At 64.4% G+C, this 16,566-nt stretch carries 18 protein-coding genes; 16 read left to right on the plus strand and 2 right to left on the minus strand.

The features are described from left to right. Nucleotides 1–81 precede the first annotated feature (81 nt). Both grxC and SJI03_RS06675 read right to left on the minus strand, forming a co-directional pair. Nucleotides 82–348, minus strand: a complete 267-nt coding sequence (grxC, locus tag SJI03_RS06670) for a glutaredoxin 3 (protein WP_034753025.1) — start codon at nt 346–348, stop codon at nt 82–84. A 25-nt stretch (nt 349–373) separates the two neighbouring features. Continuing rightward, nucleotides 374–790 carry a rhodanese-like domain-containing protein gene (locus SJI03_RS06675; protein ID WP_034783578.1) on the minus strand — a complete coding sequence of 139 codons (417 nt, stop codon included), beginning with the start codon at nt 788–790 and terminating at the stop codon, nt 374–376. A 106-nt stretch (nt 791–896) separates the two neighbouring features. Here SJI03_RS06675 and gpmA point away from each other — a divergent pair, with 106 nt between their 5' ends. The 16 genes from gpmA to SJI03_RS06755 all read left to right on the plus strand — a co-directional run bounded on the left by gpmA (nt 897) and on the right by SJI03_RS06755 (nt 16,556). After that, complete coding sequence (gene gpmA / locus SJI03_RS06680; RefSeq protein ID WP_099377852.1) at nt 897–1,643, plus strand: 2,3-diphosphoglycerate-dependent phosphoglycerate mutase; 747 nt, start codon at nt 897–899, stop codon at nt 1,641–1,643. 76 nt (nt 1,644–1,719) lie between these two features. Further along, nucleotides 1,720–3,183: a murein hydrolase activator EnvC family protein gene (locus SJI03_RS06685; RefSeq protein ID WP_322426881.1), complete on the plus strand. Its 1,464-nt coding sequence runs from the start codon at nt 1,720–1,722 to the stop codon at nt 3,181–3,183. A gap of 51 nt (nt 3,184–3,234) precedes the next feature. Further along, nucleotides 3,235–4,728: a S41 family peptidase gene (locus SJI03_RS06690; protein ID WP_322426625.1), complete on the plus strand. Its 1,494-nt coding sequence runs from the start codon at nt 3,235–3,237 to the stop codon at nt 4,726–4,728. Between the two features lie 8 nt (nt 4,729–4,736). Next, nucleotides 4,737–5,498 (plus strand): molybdopterin-synthase adenylyltransferase MoeB, encoded by a 762-nt coding sequence (locus SJI03_RS06695; protein WP_322426626.1) that lies wholly within the window; start codon nt 4,737–4,739, stop codon nt 5,496–5,498. A gap of 93 nt (nt 5,499–5,591) precedes the next feature. Continuing rightward, nucleotides 5,592–6,044 (plus strand): type II secretion system major pseudopilin GspG, encoded by a 453-nt coding sequence (gspG, locus tag SJI03_RS06700; RefSeq protein ID WP_035823835.1) that lies wholly within the window; start codon nt 5,592–5,594, stop codon nt 6,042–6,044. 12 nt (nt 6,045–6,056) lie between these two features. Next, complete coding sequence (locus SJI03_RS06705; protein ID WP_322426627.1) at nt 6,057–6,551, plus strand: GspH/FimT family pseudopilin; 495 nt, start codon at nt 6,057–6,059, stop codon at nt 6,549–6,551. Further along, entirely contained in the window at nt 6,548–6,931 is a 384-nt protein-coding gene (gene gspI, locus SJI03_RS06710) for a type II secretion system minor pseudopilin GspI (protein WP_099377856.1), read from the plus strand. The genes SJI03_RS06705 and gspI overlap by 4 nt, the downstream gene beginning before the upstream one ends. After that, nucleotides 6,931–7,554, plus strand: a complete 624-nt coding sequence (locus SJI03_RS06715) for a PulJ/GspJ family protein (protein WP_322426629.1) — start codon at nt 6,931–6,933, stop codon at nt 7,552–7,554. Before gspI ends, SJI03_RS06715 begins: the two co-directional genes overlap by 1 nt. Then, complete coding sequence (gene gspK / locus SJI03_RS06720; protein ID WP_322426630.1) at nt 7,551–8,525, plus strand: type II secretion system minor pseudopilin GspK; 975 nt, start codon at nt 7,551–7,553, stop codon at nt 8,523–8,525. The genes SJI03_RS06715 and gspK overlap by 4 nt, the downstream gene beginning before the upstream one ends. A 19-nt stretch (nt 8,526–8,544) precedes the next feature. Continuing rightward, complete coding sequence (gspL, locus tag SJI03_RS06725) at nt 8,545–9,774, plus strand: type II secretion system protein GspL (RefSeq protein ID WP_322426631.1); 1,230 nt, start codon at nt 8,545–8,547, stop codon at nt 9,772–9,774. Next, nucleotides 9,771–10,304 (plus strand): type II secretion system protein GspM, encoded by a 534-nt coding sequence (gspM, locus tag SJI03_RS06730; RefSeq protein WP_322426632.1) that lies wholly within the window; start codon nt 9,771–9,773, stop codon nt 10,302–10,304. Before gspL ends, gspM begins: the two co-directional genes overlap by 4 nt. Beyond that, complete coding sequence (locus SJI03_RS06735; protein ID WP_322426633.1) at nt 10,301–11,077, plus strand: type II secretion system protein N; 777 nt, start codon at nt 10,301–10,303, stop codon at nt 11,075–11,077. The genes gspM and SJI03_RS06735 overlap by 4 nt, the downstream gene beginning before the upstream one ends. Then, complete coding sequence (gene gspD / locus SJI03_RS06740) at nt 11,074–13,314, plus strand: type II secretion system secretin GspD (protein WP_322426634.1); 2,241 nt, start codon at nt 11,074–11,076, stop codon at nt 13,312–13,314. The genes SJI03_RS06735 and gspD overlap by 4 nt, the downstream gene beginning before the upstream one ends. A gap of 10 nt (nt 13,315–13,324) precedes the next feature. Beyond that, nucleotides 13,325–14,746: a type II secretion system ATPase GspE gene (gene gspE, locus SJI03_RS06745; protein ID WP_322426635.1), complete on the plus strand. Its 1,422-nt coding sequence runs from the start codon at nt 13,325–13,327 to the stop codon at nt 14,744–14,746. A 10-nt stretch (nt 14,747–14,756) separates the two neighbouring features. Then, the gene (gene gspF / locus SJI03_RS06750; RefSeq protein ID WP_322426636.1) at nt 14,757–15,977 is read left to right on the plus strand and encodes a type II secretion system inner membrane protein GspF; all 1,221 of its coding nucleotides are present in this window, start codon (nt 14,757–14,759) and stop codon (nt 15,975–15,977) included. 15 nt (nt 15,978–15,992) lie between these two features. Continuing rightward, nucleotides 15,993–16,556: a type II secretion system protein N gene (locus SJI03_RS06755; RefSeq protein ID WP_322426637.1), complete on the plus strand. Its 564-nt coding sequence runs from the start codon at nt 15,993–15,995 to the stop codon at nt 16,554–16,556. The last annotated feature ends 10 nt before the right edge of the window (nt 16,557–16,566 follow it).

The raw sequence follows: 16,566 nt of genomic DNA on the forward strand, positions 1-16,566 counted from the left end.
GCGCGGCCAGATCAGGTGCGAGGGCAATTGTATCAAAACAATACGACAAAAAACCAAGCAATTTCTCGAACCCGCTTTATATCAGGCTGCCGTGCCATTTAACAAGGGGTCCAGCTTGCCAGCTTGATCGAGCGCATACAAATCGTCGAATCCGCCCACGTGGGTATCGCCCACATAGATTTGCGGCACCGTGCGGCGGCCCGTGCGTTCCATCATCTTGATGCGCTCTTCCGGGTCGAGGTCGACGCGGATCTTTTGCACGGCGACGCCCTTCGATTCCAACAGGCGCTCGGCGCGCACGCAATACGGGCACACGGCGGTGCTATACACAATTACTGGGACGGTCATGATGATTCCTTCAGTTAATGCTGGTTTATTTCGCCAGCGACAAGGTTTTCAATGGTAAACCCTGCTTTTTCCATTCGTCGAGGCCGCCTTCCAGGCTCGTTGCCTCAGCGAAACCGGCTTTGCCCAGCAGGCCGACGGCGGTTGCCGAACGCGAACCTTTCTGGCAAACCACTACAATGGGGCGCGTTTTGAATTTTTCCAGCTCGCCCACGCGTTTTGCCAGTTCCGGCAGCGGAATATTTTTTGCGTCAGGCAAGTGACCCGTGGCGAATTCTTCCGCGCTGCGCACGTCGACGATGATGGTTTTGCCGCGGTTGATCAGTTGCGTGACTTCCAGCACGGTCGCGCGCTTGCCGCGCATCGACAGCAGTGGCCAGAGGAGGGCGCCGCCGGAAATAATGACGATGGCAAACAGAAAAATGTGGTCGATAATGAATTTCACGTAGGGTCCAATGGTTTAAGTCAATCCGCGCATTATAAAATAGAAGCTGGACGAGGTCTTTTTACGTTTTGCTTTTTTGATTTGAACCCCTTGAGAAGATAGAACTATGTACAAAATCGTTTTCATGCGTCACGGCGAGTCCACCTGGAACCTCGATAACCGCTTCACCGGCTGGACCGACGTCGATCTGACGGAAAAGGGCGTCAACGAAGCCAAGGCCGCCGGCCAGATCCTCAAGCAGGAAGGTTTTACGTTCGACGTGGCCTACACTTCCGTTCTGAAGCGCGCCATCCGCACCCTGTGGCTGGCGCTCGACGAGATGGACATGATGTATTTGCCAATCAAGAACGACTGGCGCTTGAACGAGCGCCACTACGGCGCCCTGCAAGGCCTGGACAAGGGCGAGACAGCCGCCAAGTATGGCGACGAGCAAGTACTGGTATGGCGCCGCAGCTACGATACGCCGCCGCCGCCGCTGGAAGCGAACGACGACCGCGCCTCGTACAACGACCCGCGTTATGCCGGCTTGCCGCAAGCATCGATTCCGCTGACCGAATGCTTGAAAGACACCGTGGCGCGCGTGATGCCGGCCTGGGATGAAGAAATCGCCCCGGCCATCCGCGCCGGCAAGAAAATCATCATTTCGGCCCACGGCAACAGCCTGCGCGCGCTGATCAAGATGCTCGACGGCATCAGCGACAGCGATATCGTCGGCCTGAACATTCCGAACGGCCAGCCGCTCGTGTATGAACTGGACGCCGACCTGAAACCGATCCGTCACTACTACCTGGGCGACCCGGCAGCAATTGCGGCAGCGCAAGCAGCCGTGGCGAACCAAGGGAAGGCCAAGTAACTTGTCGTCTTTCTTCCGCGGCACAGCCATCGCCCCCTCTGCTGAACGACCCCTGCCGGCGTGGCGCGCCGGTGCCATGCTGTGCCTGGCGCTGCTGCTTTGCAGCAGTGCCGCGCAGGGCGCCAAGCCCACCGAACGCAGCAAGCAGAAGGCGGCCGCGGAAGCACAACGTGCAGGACTGCAACAAAAGCTGACGGCGCTCAAGCGCGACATCAGCCGCACGGAAAGCGCCAAGGATGACGCGGCCGATACCCTGGCCGAGTCGGAAGAGGCCATTTCCAATGCCAACCGCGCCTTGCGCGACCTGGCGCAGGAACAAAGCGCGACGGGTGTGAAACTCAATGCGCTGGGGCAAGAGCACCAGCAATTGACGGCCACCGTCGAGAAACAAAAGACGCAGCTGTCGAAGTTGCTGCGTGAACAATATGTCGCCGGCAATGAAGACCGCATCAAGCTGCTCTTGTCGGGCGATAACCCGAACCGCATCAACCGCGACCTGCAATTGATGGCGTATGTGTCGCAGGCGCAGGCGCGCCTGCTGGAAGCCTTGCGCGCCAACTTGCTGGCCGTGGAGAAAAACCAGGCGGACGTGCAGAACGCCAAGGATGAGCTGGAAGAAATCGCGCAGGAAGAGCGCGACCAGAAAGCCCTGCTGGTGCAGGAGAAGGCGCGCCGCGCCGCCTTGCTGACGAGCTTGTCGCAACGCCTGGTGGCGCAGCGCAAGGAAGTGGGCAATGTCGAGCGCGACGAACAGCGCATGGGCAACCTGGTCGACAAGCTGGCAAAATTGATCGAAGAGCAAGCCGCCGCCGCAGCGGCTGAAAAGAAACGCCAGCAATTGCTGGCCGAACAGCGTGCCGCCGCCAAAGCGGCCGCCGACGCCAAGATTGCCGCGGAAAAACGCGAACGCCTGCTGGCCGCACGCGCCAAGGCCGCCCAGGCGCAGGCCGAGCGCGAGCGAATTGCAAAAGAGCAACAAAACAAATCGGGCAAGATCAAGCCGCAAACGCCTCCACCGCCGCCCGTGAAACTGGAACCGATCGACGACGACGAGCCGCCGCAAGTGGCCAAGGTGGCGACTAAGCCGGAACCCAAGCCGGAACCGGAGCCGGAGCGCCCGAGCCTGGGCCCGGCCGCGCCAGCCGGCGCCTTTGCCAGCCTGAAAGGGCAGCTGCGCGCCCCCGTGGCGGGCAAGATCGCCGCCCGTTTCGGCAGCAAGCGCGGTGACGGCCCCAGCTGGAAGGGCGTGTTCATCCGCACGGGCGAAGGCAGCGAGATCCACGCCATCGCCGGTGGCCGCGTCGTGTTTTCCGACTGGCTGCGCGGTTTCGGCAATTTGATCATCGTCGACCATGGCGGCCAGTACATGAGCATTTATGGCAACAACCAATCCCTGCTGAAAAGAGTGGGCGACGCCGTCAAGGGCGGCGACGCCATTGCCAGCGCGGGCAACAGCGGCGGCAACGAGGAATCAGGGCTATACTTTGAATTGCGTCATCAGGGCCGCGCCTTCGACCCCGCCACCTGGGTGAAGTTTTAATTCAGTTCCCACCATTGCTGCGGCAGCGAATTTGTAGATTGCGAAGAATACATGGGTATCAAAGTCAAAAGTATCGGCCTGATCGGTCTGGGCGTCCTGGCCGGCATCGGCATGTCGCTGCAGTTCCCGGCCGTGGCGCAGAAGATCACGAATGCCCCGCTGCCGCTCGACGAGCTGCGCCAGCTGTCCGACGTCTTTGGCCTGATCAAGTCCGATTACGTCGAGAAGGTGGAAGACAAGAAACTCTTGACGGAAGCCATTTCCGGCATGGTCTCGTCGCTCGATCCGCACTCCGTGTATCTCGATAAGAATGCCTTCAAGGAAATGCGCGAAAGCGTGCAGGGCAAGTTTGTCGGCATCGGCATCGAAGTGAGCATGGAAGACGGCTATGTGAAAGTCGTCTCGCCCATCGAGGACAGCCCTGCCGCCAAGGCCGGCATCCTGGCGGGCGACCTGATCACCCGCCTCGACAATATCCCGCTGAAAGGCTTGCAGCTGGAAGAAGTCATCAAGAAGATGCGCGGCCAGCCGGGCACCAAGCTGGTGCTGACGATGTCGCGCAAGGGCGAAAGCAAGCCGCTGGTGTTCCCCATCGTGCGCGAGGAAATCCGCGTGCAAAGCGTGAAGGCCAAGATGGTCGCGCCCGGCTATGCCTGGCTGCGCATCGCCCAGTTCCAGGAACCGACCGTCGGTGACATGGTCAAAAAGATCAACGCCCTGTATGCGCAAGACCCCAAGCTCAAGGGCCTGGTGCTGGACTTGCGTAACGATCCCGGCGGCGTCGTGCCGGGAGCCATTGGCGTGGCGACAGCATTTCTTCCGGGTAACTCCGTGATCGTTTCCACCAAGGGCCAATTACCCGAGTCGAAACAGGTGTTTTATGGCCGCCGCGAATTCTATGCGCCGCCGGGCGCCAAGGCCGACCCGCTGGCCAAGCTGCCGGCCGCGCTGAAAACCGTGCCGCTGGTGGTGCTGGTCAATGCCGGCTCCGCTTCCGCCTCGGAAATCGTCGCCGGCGCCTTGCAGGATTACCAGCGTGCCACCGTCATCGGCACGCAAACGTTCGGCAAGGGTTCCGTGCAAACCTTGCGCCAGATCACGGCCGACACGGCCGTCAAGCTGACGACGGCCCGCTACTACACGCCGAAGGGCCGGGCCATCCAGGCGCGCGGCATCGTGCCGGACTTGCTGGTCGATGAAACGGCCGAGGGCGACGGCTGGAACAGCCTGCGCATCCGCGAGGCGGACCTGGAAAAACACCTGAGCAGCAACGACGGCAAGCCGGAAGCGGCCAAGCCGACGATGGAAGGCATGCAGGATCAATTGGAAGAAGAGCAGCGCCTGATTGCCACGGCGAAAAAGCGCAAGCCGCTCGAATACGGCGCCAAGGATGATTTCCAGCTGCAACAAGCCTTGAACCATTTCCAGGGCTTGCCGGTGCAGCTGGCCAAGGTGGACCCGAAGGCGGAGAAGATCGGCGCCAAGCCGGAAATTGCTTCCGACATCAAGGCCGATGACAAGAAGATTCCTGTACAAAAACCGTAGTCGCCGCCATGAACGACCATCAGCTGCTGCGCTATTCGCGCCATATCCTGCTTGATCAGATCGGCATCGAAGGCCAGCAAGCCTTGCTCGACGCGCATGTGCTGGTGATCGGCGCTGGCGGGCTCGGCTCGCCGGCCGCCATGTATTTGGCCGCCAGCGGTGTCGGCAAGCTGACCCTGGTCGATGACGATACGGTCGATCTGACCAATCTGCAGCGCCAGATCGCCCACACGACGGCCCGCGTGGGCCAGCCGAAAGTGCTGTCGGCGCGCGAGACCTTGACCGGCATCAATCCCGAGATCGATATCATCGCCTTGCAGGAGCGCCTCGACGGCGCGCGCCTGGCCGAACTGGTCTGCTCCGCCACGGTGGTGCTCGACTGCACCGACAACTTCGCCACGCGCCATGCCGTCAACCGCGCCTGCGTGGCGGCCAGGGTGCCGCTGGTGTCGGGCGCCGTGATCCGTTTCGACGGGCAAGTGAGCGTGTTCGACCCGCGCACGGGTACCCAGCCATGTTATTCCTGCCTGTTTCCGCAGGAGCAGCAGTTCACTGACGAGGCGTGCTCGACCATGGGTGTGTTCGCGCCGCTGGTCGGCGTGGTGGGCGCCATGCAGGCGGCCGAGGCGCTGAAACTCATCATGGGCGCGGGCGAATCGCTGGCCGGCCGGCTGCTGCTGCTCGACGGTTTGCACATGGAATGGAGCAGCATGCGCGTCGCGCGCGACCCCGGCTGCGCCGTTTGCGGCGAAGTGGTCTTGCCGGCCTGACAGGCCCCGCAGAAATTTTTCCCTATATGACAGGCTTTGTCATATTTCCGCTTTATACTCTGCACTCATTACTCACCTTCTTCTCTCTTTCTTATGCAAAACGCAGCAAACCATCCGATACGCCAGCGCCGCGCGCGCGGCTTCACTTTGATCGAAATCATGGTCGTGGTGGTGATCATGGGTATCCTCGCGTCGCTGGTGGTGCCCAAGCTGATCGCCCGCACGGGCGAGTCGAAAGTGGCGGCGGCGAAAGTCGACATCGCTACCGTGATGCAAGCCTTGAAACTGTATCGCCTGGATAACCAGCGCTACCCGACCACCGAGCAGGGCTTGCAGGCGCTGATCGAAAAACCGACCACGGGACCGGCCGCGAATGGCTGGAAAGCGGGCGGCTACCTGGAAAAAATGCCGAAGGATCCATGGGGCAACCCGTACCAATTCCTGTCGCCGGGCGTGAAAGGCGAAGTCGACATCATTTCGCTGGGCGCCGACGGCCAGCCTGGCGGTAGCGGCGACGACGCCGATATCGGTTCCTGGGAACTGTAAGTTTTCCATTGCATGCCTGCCATGACCACCGGTCGCGCATTGCCCCGGCCACGCGCCAGCGGCTTCACGCTGATCGAATTGCTGGTGGTGATGGTCGTCATCGGCGTGACCCTGGGCCTGGTGTCGCTGAACGCGATGCCGAATGGCCAGCAAGCCTTGCAAAAGGAAGCCGAGCGCATCGCGCTGCTGCTGCAACTGGCGCGCGATGAAGCCATCGTGCGCAGCCGGCAGGTGGCGTTCGAGGCTGACGAAAATCAATACCGTTTCCTGGTTCTCAATGAAAAGCTGTGGCAGCCCGTGACGCAGGACGATTTGCTGCGCGAGCGCGCGTTTGCCAACACGCCCATGCTGCTCAGCGTGCAGCCCTCGAACAGCGTGGCCCAGCCGCTGCGCATCATCTTCGGCCGCGAACCGGTCGACAAGCCTTTCGTGCTGACCCTGGCCAGTGGCGAGCGCAGCGTGGCCATCCGCGCCGACGGCATCGGCCACTTCACGGTCGAGCAATGATGGCCTTCCCACGACAACGCCGCCAGCGTGGCTTCACTTTGCTGGAAGTCCTGGTCGCCCTCGTCATCGTCGGCACGGCCCTGGGCGCCTCCTTGCGCGCCGTCGGCAGCCTGACGCAAAACAGCGATGGCTTGCGCAGCGCCATGATGGCCACCTGGTCGGCGGAAAACCACTTGGTGCGCTTGCGCCTGGCGAAGACCTTTCCGCAGACGGGCAAGCGCACGGTCGACTGCCCGCAGGGCGATTTAAAACTCATTTGCGAAGAGGAAGTGGTGGCCACGCCGAATCCCCGCATCCGGCAAGTGCGCGTCAACGTGTATGACGCGCAATATCCGGCCCGGCGCATCGTGCGCCTGGTATTACTTTCCTTTAACGACTGATGGCGCGCCGCACTGTTCCTGCCGGCGGTTTCACCCTGATCGAGCTGCTCGTGGCGATCGGCATCCTGGCCATGGTCGCCGTGCTGGGCTGGCGCGGCCTGGACAGCATCATGCGCTCGCGCGAAGTGCTGACCAGCCAGCTGGAACAGGCGCGCGGCATGCAGCTGGCGTTTGCCCAGATGCAAAGCGATTGCGACCACCTGGCCGGCGCCGGCCAGAACAATACCCTGCTGAATGGCCGCATCAACCTGTCGGCGGAGACTGACCGCCTGACCCTGGTGCGCCTGGCCGCCTCGGAACAGGAGCCGCAGCAGTTGCAAGTGGTCACTTACCGCCTGCGCGGCGGCGTGCTGACGCGGCGCGAGTCGAACGGCACGCGCGACCTGGCCGTGCTCGACACCCTGTGGCAGGCGGCGCGCGACGATACCGATACCTCCAGCGCCGACGTCACCTTGATGAACGGCGTCGACAGCATGGTCATGCGCGGCTGGAACAATGGCGCCTGGAACGTGCTGACGGCGGGCGCCACCATCTCCACGCAAGTGCCGGGGCTGGAAGTGACCCTGCAGATGCCGGGCCAGGACGCGGGCCTGTCGAAAGTCTTTTTATTGGGGCCGGGATGACGCGCTACAAGTTTCCCTCGCGCCAGCGCGGCGTGGCCGTCATCACGGCCCTGCTGCTGACGGCACTGGCCATTACCGTCGTCGCCAGCCTGTTCTGGCAACAGCAGGTGCAGGTGCGCTCGATGGAAAACCAGCGCCTGCGCCTGCAGACGCAATGGGCCATGCGCGGCATGGTCGACTTCGCCCGCTTCTGGTTGCGGCAGGACAATCCCATGCTGACGGCGCTCGATGGCGTGTGGGCCACGCCCATCGAGGAAGCGCGGCTCGACGATTATGTGGACCGCGAAAAGGTCGACACGGAAAAATTCGACGCCACCGTCTCGGGCCGCGCACTCGATGCGCAGGCGCGCTTTAATATTACGAACCTGCTTGAAGCCACGGGCGGCATCAATGCGAAGCAGGTGCTGGCCTACCAGCGACTGTTATCCAACTTGCAGCTCGATAGTTCCCTGGCGCAAGCGACGGCCGATGCCGTGCTGCGCGCGAAGCCGAAACCGCGCACTGTTGCCAGCGGCACCGACGGCAAGACGCCCGCCGCCACGCCCGCATCGGGCGGCGGCAGCGAGCCGGTGGCGTTCACGCAGATCGAGGATTTGCTGGCCGTGCCCGGCTACACGCCACAGATCATTGAAAAACTGCGCGATTTCATCATCGTATTGCCGGAAATAACGCCCGTGAACGTGAATACGGCCCCGGCCGAGGTGCTGGCGGCCGTGACGATGATGTCGCTGTCCGAGGCCAGCGCCCTGACTTTGAGCAATCCGCGCAAAAAGTTTGTCGATAAGTTAAATTTCCAGAATAATATTAATGCTGCATTGATTGAAGGCGTGGAACTCGATGTGAAGAGCCGCTACTTTCTCACCGTCATCCGCGTGCGGCTGGACCGTGCCGCCCTGGACGCCGTGGCGCTCGTCAATCGAAAAACGGATCCGCAACGCACCACCAGCCTGGTCTGGCTGCGGGAAAATTAACAGCTGAAAGCGAGTCACTTTGACAATATTGTATATCCGTCACCCGGCCAAGGCGTCTACCGACAGCGCGCCTGCCTGCTCCTTCGTGCTGGCCGGCGACGGCGGCGCCTTGTTGCAGCAGGGCAGCGCGCCGCTGGGCAGCCTGGGCCAGCTGATCGCCGGCGCGAAGCAGGTGGTGCTGTTGCTGGCCGCGGCCGATGTGACCCTGCTGCGCCTGAAAATGCCGCCGCTGGCCGGCGCCCGTTTGCGCGCAGCCTTGCCGGGCCTGGTGGAAGAACACATTTTGGGCGACGCGCAGGATTGCCTGCTGGCTGCCGGCGCGCCCGACGCTGCCGGCATGCGCACGGTGGCCGTGGCGCAGCGCGCCTGGGCCGAGGTACTCGTGAAAGCCTTGCTGGCGCAGGGCGCGCGCAAGGTGGCGCTGCTGCCGTCGCAGCTGTGCCTGCCCTTGCAGCCGGGCAGCGTGACGGCATCCTTGCAGGCAAGCGGCGACGGTCTGGAACTGGCCTTGCGCCAGGCGCCGCAAGAGGGCCTGGGCCTGGTCTTGCCGCCCCAGCCGCAGCAGGCGCTGCTGACGACGCGCGCCTTTGCCGGCGATGTGCCGCTGACGGTCTATGTGGCGCAGGCCGAGCTGGCGCACTATCAACAGCTGGCCGCCGGCATGGAGGGTGTGACGGTGGAGCTGGACCACTGGGCGCACTGGATCGCCGGCGCCAAGGGCGCGGGACTGGACCTGGCCGGCGCCCTGGGCACGGCGACGGGCTCGGCCACCGAATGGCGCCGCTGGCGTTGGCCGCTGCGCCTGGCGCTGCTGGCCGTGATCGTCAACCTGGCCGGCATGAATATCGAATGGATGCGCCTGAAGCGCGAGGCCGCCACCGTGCGCACCTCGATGCAGCAAACCTTCAAGGCCGCGTATCCGAACGAAGCACCCGTGTATGGCCTGGAAGCGGAGCAGATGCGGCGCAATATCGCCGCGGCCCGCCTGCAGGGCGGGCAGGCCAGCATGGATGATTTCACGAGCATGAGCGCGGCGCTGGGCGAGGCGCTGGGCGGCCTGGCCGGGCGCGGCGTGGTGGCTTCGCTGGAATACCGCGAGCGCAGCCTGATCGTCAGGCTGAAGCCGGACATGGTCGACGCCAGCGCCCAGGCGCAGGTGCGCGATGGCCTGGCCGCGCGCAAGCTGGCCTTGAATGAAACGGCGCCGGGCGTGTGGAAGATCACGCCGGCCACGGGAGCAAAAGCATGAGTGCAGCAGTCAACAAGGCGCGCGCCGCGCTGGCGGGACAACAGCAAAATGTGCAGGCCTTCTGGGCCGAACGCACGCAGCAGGAGCGCAAGCTCTTGACCATCGGCGGCGTGGTGGCGGGGCTGGCCCTCGTCTACGCCGTGTTTTTCGAGCCGGCCTGGACGGGCCGCATCGCCTTGCAAAAGAGCTTGCCCGAGCTGCGCCAGAATGCGGCCCAGCTGCAGGCGCTGGCACGTGAAGCGGGCGACCTGGCGCGCCAGGCGCCCGTGCAGGTGGCGCCGATGAGCCGTGACAGCCTCGATGCGTCGCTGAAGGCGCGCGGCCTGGCGCCGCAATCGCTGTCGCTGACGGGAGAATACGCGCGCGTGCAATTGAACGGCGTGCCGTTCGCCAGCGTCATGCTGTGGCTCGATGGCTTGCGCCGCGAAGGCCGCGTGGCGGTGCAGGAAGCGAAGATCACGGCGCAGGGCAAGGCGGGCTTGGTCGACGCCAGTTTGAGCCTGCACCAGAGCCCGGGCGCGGCGCGATGATGCGCTTGCTTGGCTGGCTGCTGGCCATCATCGTCAGCGTCTGCGTCACCCTGCTGGTATTCTTCCCCGCCGCCTGGGTGGCCAGTCTCGTGGAAAAGCAGACGGGCGGACGTTTGACCTTGGGCGACGCGCAAGGTACCCTGTGGCGCGGCTCGGCCTTTGTCGGCGGGGCGGCCAGCGCGAATGGCGCCGTGACGCCGCTGCTGCCGGGGCGCTTCAGCTGGCGCATTTCGCCGTCGGTGCTGTGGGGATCGGTGGACGTGGAATTGCAGAATGCGCAGGCGCTGTCGCAGGCCGTCAATTTGCGCGGCTCGTGGTCGCACTGGCAAGTCAGCCCGGCGGCCCTGCTGCTGCCGGCCGATGGCCTGGGCGGCCTCGGTGCACCGTTAAATACCGTGGCGCCGACGGGCAGCATGCGCCTGTCGTGGAGCACCTTGCAGCTGGCACTGGAACAACAGCAGTTTTCCGCAGTCGGGCGCACGACCTTGCAGATGACGGACATGGCCTCGCGCCTGTCGTCCTTGCGTCCGTTGGGCAGTTACGAGCTTGATTTCGATTGGCAGGGGCAGCAGGCGACATTGACCTTGCGCTCCATCAAGGGACCGCTGCTGCTCGACGGCAGCGGCAGCCTGAATCAGGGGCGCATGCAGTTTTCCGGCCAGGCCCAGGCCGCAGCAGGATATGAAGAGACCTTGGCGAGTTTGTTGAATTTGCTGGGACAGCGCCGTAGCAATAGCGAAAAAAACATCATCGCCTTAGAGTTCAGACAATGAAAAAACCATCCGTGAGCCCCATTACCTCCTCCTTCTCGCTGCGCCGCCTGTCGGCCGCCGCCTTGCTGTGCTGTTCCGTGGCCGGCATGCCGGCGCCCCTCTGGGCCGCGCCCGGCGATGACGCGGCGCTCAATTTCGTCGGCGCCGACATCGAGTCGGTGATCAAGGCGGTGGGCCATTACACCAACATCAATTTCGTCATCGACCCGCGCGTCAAGGGCACGATCACGCTGGTGTCGGAAAAATCGATCAGCAAGACGCAGGCGTTCGCGCTGCTGGCCTCGGCCTTGCGCCTGCAGGGCTATGCGGTGGTTTCCGGCGACGGCTATGCGAAAGTGGTGCCGGAAGCGGACGCCAAGCTGCAATCCGTGCCGACCCAGGTGGGCAACGGCGCCAGCCAGGTGAAGGGCGACCAGATCGCCACGCAGGTGTTTTACCTGAACTACGAATCGTCGGCCAACCTGCTGGCCGTGCTGCGCCCCCTGATCTCGCCGAACAACACGATCAACGCCAACCCGGGCAACAACTCGCTGGTGATCACCGATTACGCGGATAACCTCAAGCGCCTGGCGAAGATCATCGCCGCGCTCGACGTGCCCGCCTCGACGGACCTGGACGTGATTCCCGTGCGCTATGCCATCGCGTCCGACCTGGCCTCGATGGTGAATAAACTGATGGAAGGCGGGAATGCGGCCGGCGCCGCAGGGGGCGACGCGGGCAAGGTGTCCGTGCTGGCCGACCCGCGCACCAATTCGCTGGTGCTGCGCGCGCCGTCGGCGGCGCGCGCCAACCTGGCCAAGTCGCTGATCTCGAAGCTGGACCAGCCGACCACGCAGCTGGGCAATGTGCACGTGGTGTACCTGAAAAATGCGGACGCCACCAAGCTGGCGCAAACCCTGCGTTCGGTGGTGACGTCGGACGGCACGGCCGCCTCGGCGCAGCAGCCGAGCAACAACAGCCTGAATACGAATAACCAGAATAACCAGGGCGGCGGCATGAACAGCACTGGCCTGGGCGGCAATACGCAAAGCGGCACCACGGGCGGCGCTTCGCTGAGCAACGGGCCGCAGCAGCTGTCGTCGGGCGGCGCGGCCGGTTTCATCCAGGCCGACGCATCGACGAATACCTTGATCCTGACCTGCAACGAGGCCGTCTACCGCAACCTGCGCGCCGTGATCGACCAGCTCGACGTGCGCCGCGCCCAGGTCTACATCGAGGCGCTGATCGTCGAAGTGACGTCGGCCAAGGCGTCCGAGTTCGGCGTGCAGTGGCTGGGGCTTTCCGGCGACAGCAGCAGCAGCTACCGCGTGGGCGCGCTGCAGTCGTTCGCCGGCGGCACCGACAACAATATCGCCAAGCTGGCGCTGGGCGGCGGCAAGGTGCTGCCGACGGGCGGCCTGACCCTGGGCATCTTCAAGCAGATCAACGGCGCGCTGGGCCTGGGCGCCGTGGCGCATGCGCTGGAATCGGACGGCAACGCGAACATCCTGTCGACGCCGAACCTGATCACCCTGGACAACGAGCTGGCGACCATCAAGGTGGGCCAGAACGTGCCTATCCTGACGGGCCAGTACACCAGCACGGCCGGCACCAACACGAATCCGTTCCAGACCATCGACCGCAAGGAAGTGGGCCTGACCCTGAAGGTGCGTCCGCAGATTTCCGAAGGCGGCACCATCAAGCTGGGCATCTATCATGAGACGTCGAGCGTCGACAAATCCACGTCGACAGCCGTCAGCGGCATCACCATCAACAACCGCGTGATCGAGAACAATGTGCTGGCCGACGACGGCCAGATCATCGTGCTCGGTGGCCTGATCGAGGACAGCACGGGCGACAACGCGGAAAAAGTGCGCGGCCTGGGCGACATTCCCCTGATCGGCAACCTGTTCAAGTACCAGACGCGCGAGCGCAAGAAAACCAATCTGATGATCTTCCTGCGCCCTGTCATCGTGCGCAACAAGGAGCAGAGCGGCAGCCTGGCGGCCGACCGCTACGACTACATGCGTTCGGCCGAGACGGCCGCCGTGCCGGCTACGGGCAATCTGATGCTGAAAGACCTGGGCACGCCCGTGCTGCCTGCCTTGCAGGATGGCCAGCCGGTGGGCGGCAACATGGTGACGCGTCCCGTGCCGCCGGCACCGACGCCGCCGCCAGGCGCGCCGGCCAACGCGGCCACGCCGCCGCAGTCGCTGCTGCAGCAATATCAGCAACAACCGCAGCAGCCGCAGAAGTGATGGGACAGCCATGAGTAATCTGCTTCCCTACGCCTACGCGCGCGATTTCGGCTTGCTGGCCCGGCCCGGCGCCGTCGACGGCGCCCCCGTCGAGGTGCTGGTGGCCGCATCGACGGCGCCGGCGGCGATTGCCGAAGTGTCGCGCCGTTTCGGCCAGGTCCAGCTGACGGTGCTGCCGCGCGGCGAACTCGATGCGGCCATTGCCGGCGCCTACGCGGGCGGCGGCGGCGACGCGTCGCAGATGGCCGATGAATTCGACGCCGACCTCGATCTGACCAAGCTGCTGCAGGACGTGCCGGCCATCGAGGATTTGCTGGAATCGTCCGACGACGCGCCCGTCATCCGCATGATCAACGCGCTGCTGACGCAGGCGCTGCGCGAAGGCGCGTCCGATATCCACATCGAGCCGTTCGAGCAGACCTCCGTTGTGCGCTTTCGCATCGACGGCAGCCTGCGCGACGTGGTGCGCCCCCGCAAGGCCATCCACGGCTCGCTGATTTCGCGCATCAAGATCATGGCGCAGCTCGATATCGCCGAAAAGCGCTTGCCGCAGGACGGCCGCATCACCCTGCGCGTGGGCGGCAAACCCGTCGACGTGCGCGTCTCGACCCTGCCCACCGGGCATGGCGAACGGGCCGTATTGCGTTTGCTGGACAAGGAAGCGGGGCGCCTCGACCTGCAGCACCTGGGCATGAGCGCGCCCATGCTGGGGCAGTTCGACGGCCTGATCACGCAGCCGCACGGCATCGTGCTCGTCACGGGCCCCACCGGCTCGGGCAAGACGACGACCCTGTACGCGGCGCTGTCGATGCTGAACGCCACCACCACGAACATCCTGACGGTGGAAGACCCGATCGAGTACGACCTGGCCGGTGTCGGCCAGACGCAAGTCAATCCGCGCATCGACATGACATTTGCCAAGGCGCTGCGGGCGATTTTGCGGCAAGATCCCGATGTGATCATGATCGGCGAGATCCGCGACCTGGAAACGGCGCAGATCGCCGTGCAGGCATCCTTGACGGGCCATCTGGTGCTGGCGACTTTGCACACGAACGACGCCTCTGCGGCCGTCACGCGTTTGCTCGACATGGGCATCGAGCCGTTCCTGCTGTCCTCGTCCCTGCTCGGCGTGCTGGCGCAGCGCCTGGTGCGCAAGTTGTGCGGTTCGTGCAAAACCTTCGACGGGCAATACTGGCAGGCGGTCGGTTGCGAGCATTGCGGCCAGACGGGCTACCAGGGCCGCGTGGGCGTGTATGAGCTGCTGCGCACGACGGAGCAGATCCGCGCGCAGATCCACAACCGCGCGTCGGAAGCGGAAGTGCGCGCGGTGGCCCTGCAGGACGGCATGACGAGCATGCGCGACGACGGCGAACGCTGGCTGCGCGACGGCACCACCACGCAGGCTGAATTGCTGCGCGTGACCAAAGACTAGGCCCGCCACCATGCCCGCATTCCGCTATGAAGCCGTCGACGCGCAAGGCGCCACCCGCAAGGGCGTGCTCAATGCCGACAGTCCCCGTTCCGCGCGCGCCGAGCTGCGCGTGCAAGGCCTGGTGCCGCTGGCCGTCGAGCCGATCACCGCGCAGGTCGACGCCGCGGGCGTCACCAAACGGCGCGGCTTCGGCGAGCGCCTGTCCAGCACCGAGCTGGCCCTGTTTACGCGCCAGCTGGCCAGTTTGCTGGAAGCGGGCCTGCCGCTGGAGCAGGCCTTTTCCGCCCTGCTGGAACAGGCCGAGCGGCCGTATCTGCGCGACCTGATCGCCTCGATCCGCTCGGAAGTGATCGGCGGCGCCGCGTTTTCCGACGTGCTGGCGCGCCATCCGCGCGACTTCGCGGAAATTTACCGGGCGCTGGTGGCGTCGGGCGAACAGATCGGCCATCTGTCGCGCGTGCTCTCGCGCCTGGCCGACTACATCGAGCGGCGCAATGCGCTGGTGCAGAAGGTCAAGCTGGCGTTTACGTATCCGGCCATCGTCACGGTGGTGGCGTTTTCCATCGTGATCTTCCTGCTCACCTACGTGGTGCCGCAGATCGTTTCCGTGTTTGCCAACACCAAGCAGAAGCTGCCCATGCTCACCATGATCATGCTGGCGCTGTCGGACTTCGTGCGCAACTATGGCCTCATCGTGGCCGTGATCCTGGCCGGCGCCTGGTTTGCCTGGCGCCGCGCCTTGCAGCAACCGGCCCTGAAACGCCGCTGGCATACCTGGCTGCTGACGGCGCCTTTGTATGGGAAATTTGAGCGCAGCCTGAATACGGCGCGTTTCGCCAGCACCCTGGCCATTACCACGGGTTCCGGCGTGCCGATCCTGCGCGCGCTCGACACCAGCCGCGACACCTTGACCAACGTGGCGATGCAGGAATTGGTGGCCGAGGCCAGCGGCGCCGTGCGCGAAGGCGTCAGCCTGGCGCGCGCGCTGTCGGCGCAAAAGCATTTTCCGCCCATGCTGATCCACATGATACGCGCCGGCGAAATCACGGGCGAGCTGCCGGCCATGCTGGAACGCGCCGCCAGCGCGCAGGAGCAGGACCTGGAACGCCGCACCCTGACGATTGCCGGCCTGCTGGAGCCGGCCCTGATCCTGGCCATGGGCGTGGTGGTGCTGCTGATCGTGCTGGCCGTGCTGATGCCGATTATCGAAATCAATCAGCTCGTAAGATAAGAATCCAAGGAAGCCATGAAGCGTTTGCCTCAAGTTACAAGTTTGCTCGCCGTCGTGGCGCTGTCCGTGTCGCTGGCCTACTGGGCCATGCAGCTGTTCAAGGCGCCGCAACGCCCCATCAATCCGCCCCCCAATCCGGTGGTGCAGGATGCCAGCGTGGAGGCGGGCGCTTCGCTGTTCGGCGGCCAGGTCAGCGTGGCCACGGCCAGCAACTACCAGCTCAAGGGCGTGGTGGCCGCCGGTAATGGTCGCGGCAGCGTGGCCATCATTTCGACCGATGGCAAGCCTTCCGTGGCCTTGCCGGAAGGCGCCGAGGTAGTGCCCGGCGTGACGGTGCTGGAGGTGCATGCGCGCCACGTGCTGCTGCGTGACGGCGGCGTGAGCAAGCGCATCGACCTGGTGGCCGACGACAAGGCGCTGGCCTTGCCGGGGCAAGTGTCCGCCACCCCAACGCCGGCCGCGGCCCCTGCGCCGGCATCGAATTTGGTGCCGCCGCCGCTGCCGATGGAGCAGCAGCGGCCGGCGACCATGATGCCGACGCCGCAAGTGAGCGGCAGCGTGCCGCCGCCGTCGAATTAACGCTGTTTTT

This window comes from Janthinobacterium sp. GMG1 (genome assembly GCF_034427795.1).
In the GTDB taxonomy this organism is placed as follows: Bacteria; Pseudomonadota; Gammaproteobacteria; order Burkholderiales; family Burkholderiaceae_D; genus Janthinobacterium.